Source organism: Actinomycetota bacterium (assembly GCA_005774595.1).
Classification (GTDB): Bacteria; Actinomycetota; Coriobacteriia; order Anaerosomatales; family D1FN1-002; genus D1FN1-002.
Genome location: VAUM01000045.1, coordinates 1 through 9,617 on the forward strand (window position 1 = coordinate 1; position 9,617 = coordinate 9,617).

Genomic DNA, 9,617 nt, shown 5'->3' on the forward strand with positions numbered 1-9,617 from the left:
CGGCGCTCACCGCTGCCGCGATCGAGCGGGGCGGACTGGGGTTGCGGGCGGCTGAGCGGGTCGTCGGCGACCGATTGCTCGATTTCGTCCGGCCCACGACGCAGACCGTATGTGGCGCTCACGTGGGGCCCGTCGTCGCCTGGCTCGCGAGGAGCGGTGATCCCGCCTCGCTCGGGGCGATCGAGCGTGTCATGTCCTCCAAGGACGCTCCGAAGCGTAGGGAGGTGGTCAGTGCATTGGCCGCTGCGGCGGTGCCGGTGGCGATCCCGGTCTTGTCGCGTGCGCTTCGTGACACCGTGCCGGAGGTCGCTCTTGCGGCTGTGCGCGGACTGGGGGAGATCGGTGCTCCGGGCTCGACGGCCCTCGTGGAACGCCTTCGCGAGGTGGAGCACTCAGCGTCCCACGCTCACTTGTCCGCGGAGATCATCAAGACGTTGGCTCGCATCGGAGACGGTTGGGCGCATGAGGAACCCGAGCGGCTGATCGGGGTCCGTGCACGTACGTCGTGGAGCCGGAACGACACGTCCGCCGGCTTGGCTTCACAGGCACTCGGAATGAGAGGGGCTGCGTGACATGAACGTCGAAACGCTCGTCATACGCATCGCCGCCGCACGGCGCGCGATCCAGCTGTACCCGGTCGGGCACCCAGCCCTCATCGCGGCGCTCGCGGAGGTCGTGGAGGCGGCTGCGGAAGCAACCCGCAGCGGCCCCGTCGTGCTCAGCGTGCGCCAAGGACGGTTGTACTCTGCGGGTCACGAGCGGCTCGACGTCGACGGAGGCCAGGTGAAGGCCGGCTCGGCGATGATAGGCGGCGACCTCAGCAGCGCACTTCATCTCGCGGGCGTGCTCGAGACGCTCGGGATCGAGTCGGTCACGCTCTCGCCCGGGCTCGATGAGGCAGAGACGCTCGCCCTCGCGGACCTGCTCGCGGCCGCGCCGCGCGCAGGGTTCGACGCCATCGAAGCGCTCGCCGAAATGGGTCTGGCGCACGTGACGCTTGCCGCGATCGCCAAGGACGACGAGTGCGGCGACGCCGACGCGGCCCGTGACGCCGAGAGAGCTGTCGATCGCGCACTGTACAATGCCGTGCTCGGGGAGCTGATCGAGATCGTCGAACGGCTACGCGCAGGGCGGGCCGGGACGCTCGAAGCGCTCGACGAGCCCTTGCGCCGTCTCATCGACCGGTCGGCGGATGACTCCGGTCCGGTGATGCGCTTGGCCGTGATCCGGGGCGGCGAGGACGACGGCCCCTTCCACGCCATGCGGGTGATGCTCCATTCGGTCGTGATCGGACGCGCCGTCGGTCTCGATGAGGCACAGCTGCTGTCGCTTGCTCATTGTGCACTCCTGCACGACGCAGGCGGAGTGGTGCATGCCGATTCCGGGACGAACCATCGCGACGCGATGGTGAGGTCGCTGGAAGCGCTCGCCCCCGAGGACTCGACTCCGCTGATCGCGGCCTTCGATCACCATGGCGCGGCGCTGGCCGGCGGCTCGGGGCGGGTCGGCGCTGCCGCACGCATCGTCGCGGTCGCAGACCGCTACGATTCGCTGCTCTCGTCTGATTGCGGCGGGCACGCCCGCACTCCGCGCGGCGCACTGATCGCCCTTCTGTCAGACGCGGTGGCGCGTCGTGAGCCGGCGATCGCCGGTCTGCTGGCCCGGGAGCTCGGTCCGTTCCCCGTGGGCAGCGTGGTCCTCCTCTCCGACTTCTCGGTCGGCGTGGTCGACTCGCATGGCGGTGGAGAAGGGCCCGTCATCCGCGTGATCCTCGACGCCGAGGGGCTGAGCGTGACCGCGCGCCTGGAGACCAGGCCGGGCGCTGACCGGCCATGGCCGGTCGAGGACCTCGCCCCCTCGATCCTCGGCCTCAGTCCCGCTGACCTGATCTGACTCGGCCCGGGCGATCCGCTCGCGAGCGCGAAGCGGTCGCGAGCGGCCGTGAGGTCTTCTCGGCGGTGAGACGCATAGTGCGTCCGTCCGGTGGGCATACTACCGAGCGGTGGTTCGTGCGTGCCCGGTGCGGCGCGCGCGAACGGAACGGGGCGGATCGTGAGCGAGACCGAGGGCTTGGATCAGCCGCGCGGCGGTGACGCTGCGGACGACCTCTACCGGCAGGTCTTCTCGGGCCTCCCCGTGGCGGTCTATGTGTGGGATGTCGTGCGGGGCGATCAGGGCGAGATCACAGTCCTGCACCTCGCGGACGCCAACCCGCCCGCGTTGGCGCTACTCGGGCGCGACCTGGACGAGGTCCGCGGCGAGTCGCTCGACGACCTCCTCGGGTCCGGCGCGTGGACGGGGGTTCTTCCAATCGCCGAGCGCGTCATGCGTTCCGGCGAGCCCTTCATCCACGCCGCGTGCATGGAGAGGCTGGGCAAGGAGCTCCGCTGCACGGTGTTCCCCCTGGGTGAGCACCTCGCGGCGGTCGCAGAGGACATCACCGCCCTCGCCGCGAGGTCGCGCGACCTGGAGGTCGCGACTTCGCAACTCGAGAGCATCGCGAGCGCGGGCGTAGTGGGGCTCACGCTATCGATGTCAGACGGGAGCGTACTCGAGGCGAACGACTTCTTCCTGGACCTCGTCGGGCGCACCCGGGACGAACTCCATGCCGGCATGCTGAACCTGCGTGCGCTCACACCGCCTGAGTGGCTTCCCGCTGACGAGGCTGCGCTCGATCAGCTCGCCGCGAGGGGGGCCTGCGACCCGTTCAGGAAGGAGTACTTGCGGAGCGACGGCACGCGAGTCACCGCGCTCGTGGTCAAGACGCGGCCCGGAGGGCCCGAATACCCGATCGTCACTCTCCTTGTCGACCTGGCGAAGCTCGCGAGCGTGGAGGAGCAGCTGCGGTCGTCCGAGGAACGGTTCGCCAAGGTCTTCGACGTCGGGCCGGTCGGCATGACGATCACGCGCGTCGCCGACGGACGCTTCGCCGATGTCAACGAGGCGTTCCTGCGCATGTTCGAGCGCGAGCGGGAGGAAGTCATCGGACACACCTCCACCGAGCTCGACATGTGGGCGCCCGAGGAGCGCGCGAGGCTGATCCAGCTCCAGCGTGAGGCGGGAGGACCCCGGTCCATCGAGTTCGCCGCGAGGGCGAAGTCCGGCAGGGGGGTCCCCATCCTGCTCTCCTCGGCCCCGATCACGGTCGAGGGTGAGGACCATCTGGTGACCGTCATGCTCGACATCAGCGATCGCAAGCTGCTGGAGTCGGTTCTCTTGGAGCACGCCCGGCTCCTGTCGGAGGTACAGCGGGTCGCGAAGATCGGCGGCTGGGAGTTCAATCCAGCCACAGGCAAGGGCACGTGGACGGACGAGGGCGCACGCGTGCTCGGGCTCGATTCGGCCGACCCCGCGAGCGCCGAGACCGCCCGAGGCTACTACCGGGGCGAGGACGGCGACCGCCTCGAGCGTGCCATCCGGGAGGTCGTCGATCATGGCACCGAGTTCACGATCGAGGCGCAGGCGACGCTGCGGGACGGCACGGTGAAGTGGATCGAGACACGTGGCGCGCCGGTGGTGGAGGACGGTGCCACGGTCCTCGTGCGCGGCTCGATCCAGGACGTGACCGAGCGCCACGAGGCACGCGACGCCGCGGCCAGCTCGGAGGCGCTCTTCGCTGCAGCGTTCGACAGGAGTCCGGTCGCCGCGACACTCGGCATGATGCCGGGCATGCAGTTCGTGGCGGTCAACGCCGCGTTCGAGGACCTGACCGGCTACACCGCCGGCGAGGTCGTCGGCCAAGACAGTGCCGCACTCTCGCTGTGGGTCGACCCGGAGGCCCGTGCGCGAGTGCTATCGCGGCTGCGCGACGAGGGCTCGGTGGACGGCGTCGAGTTCGAGTTCCGCGACAAGTCGGGCCGGATCGGCACGGCACTGTACTTCGCGGAGACGATACGCACGCCCGAGGCCGACTACGTGCTGAGCAAGGTGCTCGACATCACCGAGCGCAAGGCCGCGGAGCTCGTGTTGGCGCGGACGGCCGAGGAGCTGGAGACCCTGGTCGCCGCCCGCACCGCCGACCTCAAGCGCGCCACCGAGGAGATGGAGGCGTTCACGTACTCGGTCTCGCACGACCTTCGAGCGCCGTTGCGCCACATCACCGGCTACATCGAGCTGCTCGAGAGGCGCTACCGCGACGGGCTGGACGACCAGGCGCGCCACTACCTCGACTCGGTCTCCGGCTCCGCACGCCAGATGGGGTATCTCATCGACGCTCTGCTGCACATCTCTCGAACGTCGAGGCTCGAGCTGGTCCGGTCTCGCGTGGACATGGCCGAGTCGCTCGCGGCGGTGCTCCGTGACCTTGACGGCGCGCAGGAGGGCCGCGACATCCGGTGGGACATCGGCCCGCTGCCCCCTGTGATGGGCGACCGCGGGATGCTGCGGCTCGTGTGGCGCAACCTCGCCGAGAACGCCATCAAGTACACCCGCGCTCGAGAGGTCGCCCACATCTCGGTCAGCGCGGAGCGCGCGGAAGGGGAGGTCGTCTTCCGCGTGAGCGACGACGGAGCCGGTTTCGACATGCGCTACGCGGGTAAATTGTTCGGGGTCTTCCAGCGACTGCACCCGACCGCCGAGTACGAGGGCACCGGCATCGGACTGGCGACCGTACGCCGCATCGTCGAACGCCACGGCGGCCGCACCTGGGCTGAAGGCGAGCCGGGAGCCGGCGCGACGTTCTGGTTCTCCATCCCCGAGGGAAGGGAAGCGCCATGACGATCGATCTGCGGACGATCCTCATCGCCGAGGACAACCCCTTTGACGTCGAGCTGACTCTCGATGCCCTCTCCTCGCACCACCTGGCGAACAGCGTGACGGTGGTGTCCGACGGGGTCGAGACGCTCGAGTACCTGCGCCGGGAAGGCCGATTCGCCGATCGCTCTCCCGAACCGCCGGCCGTGCTGCTCCTCGACCTGAAGATGCCGCGCATGGATGGTCTCGAGGTGCTGCGCGAGATCCGTTCCGACCCGGCCCTGCGCATGCAGCCAGTGGTCATGCTGACCTCTTCGCGCGAGGACTCGGACCTTGCCGCCAGCTACGATCTCGGCGTGAACGCGTACGTCGTCAAGCCCGTCGAGTTCACGGAGTTCGTCAAGGCCATCGGGGAGACCGGGGTGTTCTGGGGGGTCATCAACGAGGGTCCGCCAAGGACGGGCGACGACGATGGCTGAAGACAGCGGAGCCGTCCCGCACGTCCGTGCCCTCATCGTCGAAGACGACCCGGCGGACGCGGAGTTCACGTGCGAGACGCTCAGAGAAGGCGGCATCGAGGCGGACTGCACGGTCGTCGGTGGACGCGACTCCTTGGAGCGTGCGCTCGAGGGCCCCGGCACCTTCGATGTCGTGCTCGCCGACTACACCATACCGGGATTCGGCGGCCCGGAGGCGCTCGAGATCCTGAAGAAGCGCCGGCCGGACGTGCCGGTCGTCTTCGTGTCGGGTACGGTCGGCGAGGAGCGAGCTGTCGAGCTGCTCCAGAACGGCGCGGTGGACTACGTGCTCAAGGATCGCATGAGCCGGCTCCCGTTCGCCGTCGAGCGTGCTTTGGCGCACGCTTCCGAGGTGGCGCGGCGCAGACGCTCCGAGCGTCTGTACCAGCTCCTCGCCGAGAACGTGGCGGACGTGCTGTGGGTCCTGGACGTGAACAGCGGCCACCTCGACTACGTGAGCCCGTCGATCGAGCGGCTGACCGGCTTCACGCCCGAGGAGGTCATGGCCCGGCCGCTCGACGACTCCGTCGTGCCCGGATCGGCCGAGGAGATGCTCGAGAGCATGGCGGGCCGGGTCGACGCGTACCTCGCAGGTGATCGGTCCGCGACGACGCGCATGCACCGCGCAGAGCAGCCCTGCAAGGACGGTCACGCGGTGTGCACGGAGATACTGACCACGATCAGCACAGACGACAAGGGATGTCTCCAGCTATTGGGCGTGACTCGAGACATCACGCAGCGCGTCCAGGTCGAGCAGGCGCTCGACGACTACCGGGCCAACCTCGAGCGGATCGTCGCCGAACGCACTGACGAACTCAAGAGGGCCAACGCCGCGAAGGGCGAGTTCCTTGCGAGCATGGGGCACGAGTTGCGAACACCCCTGAACTCGATCATCGGGTTCGCCGACCTCATGCTCGCCGGCATGGCCGGCGAGGTCAGCGGCGAGCAGCGTGAGCACTTGGGCGTCATACTCGAGGCCGGCAAGCATCTGCTCGCGGTGATCAACGACATCCTCGACCTCTCGAAGCTCGACGCGTCGAGGGTCGAGCCTCATCCCGCTGCGTTCGATGCCTGCCTCGCGGTCCGGGACGCCACACGTATCCTGACTCCCATCGCCGCGGGCAAGTGCATCGATCTGGCCGTCGAGTGTCCTGAAGGGGGAGTGCCGGCGTTCACGGATCGCCGTCTGCTCACCCAGATCCTGCTCAACCTGGTGGCCAACGCCATCAAGTTCACCGACCGCGGGGGCGTGACGGTCCGCGTTGCCGGATCCGGCGGCCGGCTCGTGTTCGAGGTCGAGGACACCGGGTGCGGGATCGCGGAAGACGACCTCGACGGGATCTTCCACGATTTCGGGCGTGGGAAGGCCGCGAGACCGGACATCGAGGGGACGGGTCTGGGACTCGCCATCTCAAGAAGGCTGGCCGTCCTGCTCGGCGGCACGCTCACGGCGGTGAGTGAGGTGGGCCGAGGGTCGACCTTCACGCTCGACGTGCGGGCGGAGTCGCCTCGAAGCGCGGAGCCGTAGGTGCACGGGCATGAGGATGCCGGCCGGCATCAGGGCCGCACGTATCTCGACCTGCTCTGCCGACTCGAGGCCGAAGCGCGCGCCGCGAGGCGCGGCAAGTGGCGGCTGTAGGGCCGGGTCAGAGCGCGTGGAGCAGCGCTTTATGCCGCGGGAATCATATATGACGCAAGTGGTATAGCAGCTGCCGCGCCTCGCATCCGCCGAGCGGGTCCCCCGCGCCTACGCCTTCCGCGCCAACCCCAACTGTCCGAACTGGCTCGACACCTTCTCCATGAAGCCGGTCAGCCCGTCGCCGAGGCCCGCCTCGCGCAGTGCGGTGTCGCCTTCGGCGGGGGTCATCTTGCCCTCGTGCACGCGCTCGATGATGTCCAGGCCCTTCTTCACGGCCGGCGGGGTCTCGCGCACGTCGTAGCCTTGCTTCCGATAGCCGTCCTGACACCCCGACAGGTCGGCCACGGCCTTGTGCGCCTGTTTGTACGCGTCACCGGGGTTGCCCTCGTGATACGACTCGCCGACCTTCGTCTCGTACGTGCGGCCGAGGCCGTCCGGGTCGATCAGCGTGCCCTCGCCGCGCTTGACCACCTGCAGGCGCGGCTCGGTCTGGACGCGCACGCGGGTGCCGTCCTCGCGCGTGTGCCAGCCCTGGTCGGCGAAGTCGGCGCACGCCTCGCCGTGGTAGCCGTCGCCGGTGACGATGCCGAGGTCCTTGGCGTGCCGTGCCTGGCCGACCGGGTCGTTCGCGGGCGGCCCGCCGGTCTGCTCGGCGAAGATGCGATGCGAGTCTGACTGCCACCGCTCCTTCGGCACCTCGATGTCCATCGTCTTGCCGGGGTGGCGCGGGTCCGGCACCTCGATCACCACGCGCACGTCGCGGTCGATGCCGCCCTCGGTGCCGACCGTCTGCACCTTGATCTTGTCGCGAGGCACGCCGAGCTTGTCGGCCACCGTGTCGCCGAGCGCGGCGTCGTGCTCTCCTCGCCACTTCGCGCGGGTGCGCTCGTACGCCTCCCACGCAGCCGGGTCCGAGTCGCGCAGTTTGCGGGCCGCATCCGGGTCGCGCATGAGGTCGGTGGTCGTCTTCTCGTCGGCGCACGGGCGCCCTTCGGCATCCTTGGTCGCGCCGGCCTTGATGCGGTCCGCGTGGTCCTTTGCGCGCGTCTTGGGGTCGCCGGCGCGCGGTTCGGTCTTCGGTTTCAGGTCCGGCTTCGCGCGCTTGCCCTCGTCCGGATGCACGACCGAGCCGGGTTCGGGGTTCTTGCGGACCGGCTTGGCCTCACGCGGCCCGGCCTTCGCGGACTTCGCGCCCGGGGCTGTGGACGCGGGGACCGCGGCCTTCGGGGCCTTCGGCACCACCGGCGGCGCGGTCTTGGGCGCGGTACCGGCGGGCTTGCCCGCCGTTCCCGGTGTCACCGGGCTCGTCCCGGCGACCGTGCGCAGGAAGCTGATGAGCGCCTGGTCGCGCAGCATCCGGACCGTGTTGATGCCGGCTTCCTTGAGGCTGTGGTTCGGGTCCATCGCCCAGTTCTTCACGAAGGTGTAGACGGTGAACACGGCCCACACCTTCATCTTGCCCGCGCCGCTCATCTTCTGCAGGAAGTCGGGGTCGGTGAGCTGCCCCTCGCCGATCTCGGCGATGATGCGGACCTGCTCGGCAGCCCAGGTCGAGACGTCCTTGCCCTCGACGTACGCGGTCATCGCCGAGACGAGCACCGGCTTGATCATGCCGAGGGCGATCCCGGCCGCCGTGCCGACGATCCTCCCGCTGACCACCGCGAACGCGATGTCGCCGCACCAGCTCGTCCACTCGGCCACGCTCTCGACCTGCTCGTAGGTCCAGGCGACGGTCTCCCAGTCGTGCGCCTCCTTGCGGAAGGCGTTCTCCGAGATCGCCCAGATGCGGTGACGCAGCTCGTAGAGCGCCTCGGCGCCGACGAGCGGGGCCTTCTCGTACACCATCTGGCGCAGGCGGTCCTTCAGGTCGAGTGGTGCGTACTTCTCGACGATCTCCAAGCACTTGTCCTGCTCAGCGTGCCACGCCTCCGAGAACGGCGACATGTCGACGCCGTAGAACAGGATCGGCACCTGCGAGGTGAACTCGGGCTTGTCTTGGCCCGGCACCGAGGCGACCAGCGTGGCGGTCACAGGCTTCGCCGAGCCGCTCGGCAGCGCGCGGCCCATCGTGAGCGTGTAGGTGGCCGAGGGCGGGTCGAGCGGCCGCATGCCGGTGCGCTCGACGGTGAACTCGGGGAAGTCGATGGCGGTCCGGCCCGGCGTGCCCTCCTCACCGCCCGCCGCGAACTCGACCGACTCCGTGAGTTCGCGGGAGTACGCGACCTCGCCGGTCTCGTCGCGCGCGTACACCCGCACGTCGATGGTGGTCGGCTTCATCTCGCCGCGCGCCTCGACGTGGAAGGTGCCGTCCGGGTTGCGCGTCGCGTTGTCGATGAACAGCCCCTCGCGCGCGACGATCACCTTCACGTAGCGCTCGAGCGGGTCCCAGCCCTCCGCGGTCGCCGTGACCACGAGCGTCGACGCCTCTTCGACCCGGCCGGTCTCGGGCAGCTTCCCGGCGTCCTCGGTCAGCGTCAGCGTCACGGAGTGGGCGGCCTCGCGGCGCTGGTCGACGCGGGCGAGTGCGCGGTCCTTGTCCTTCCACGCGGTGGTGAACTCCCACTCGAGCCCGCCGGGGTACTCGACCCAGACCAGCACCTCACACGTCTCGGCCGTGCCCGTGGAGGCCTTGAACAGGTCCGGCCGGCAGTCGATGACCGGTGGGCGTTCGAGCGGGACCTCGAGCGCACCCGCGAGAGCCTTGCCGGCGAACTGCGCGGTGGCGCGCACGGTGACGGTCTCGGGCGGGGTTCCGGGGTGGTCGGGGT

General features: G+C 69.5%; 4 protein-coding genes. All 4 read left to right on the top strand.

Annotated features, from left to right (window positions below):
• Window positions 1-573 precede the first annotated feature (573 nt).
• The 4 genes from FDZ70_03170 to FDZ70_03185 all read left to right on the top strand — a co-directional run bounded on the left by FDZ70_03170 (window position 574) and on the right by FDZ70_03185 (window position 6,738).
• Window positions 574-1,893 carry a hypothetical protein gene (locus FDZ70_03170; protein ID TLM79416.1) on the top strand — a complete coding sequence of 440 codons (1,320 nt, stop codon included), beginning with the start codon at window positions 574-576 and terminating at the stop codon, window positions 1,891-1,893.
• 90 nt (window positions 1,894-1,983) lie between these two features.
• A complete protein-coding gene (locus tag FDZ70_03175) occupies window positions 1,984-4,716 on the top strand; it encodes a PAS domain S-box protein (protein ID TLM79417.1) in 2,733 nt (910 codons plus the stop codon).
• Complete coding sequence (locus FDZ70_03180; protein TLM79418.1) at window positions 4,713-5,171, top strand: response regulator; 459 nt, start codon at window positions 4,713-4,715, stop codon at window positions 5,169-5,171. The genes FDZ70_03175 and FDZ70_03180 overlap by 4 nt, the downstream gene beginning before the upstream one ends.
• The gene (locus tag FDZ70_03185; protein TLM79419.1) at window positions 5,164-6,738 is read left to right on the top strand and encodes a PAS domain S-box protein; all 1,575 of its coding nucleotides are present in this window, start codon (window positions 5,164-5,166) and stop codon (window positions 6,736-6,738) included. The genes FDZ70_03180 and FDZ70_03185 overlap by 8 nt, the downstream gene beginning before the upstream one ends.
• Window positions 6,739-9,617: the final 2,879 nt, after the last annotated feature.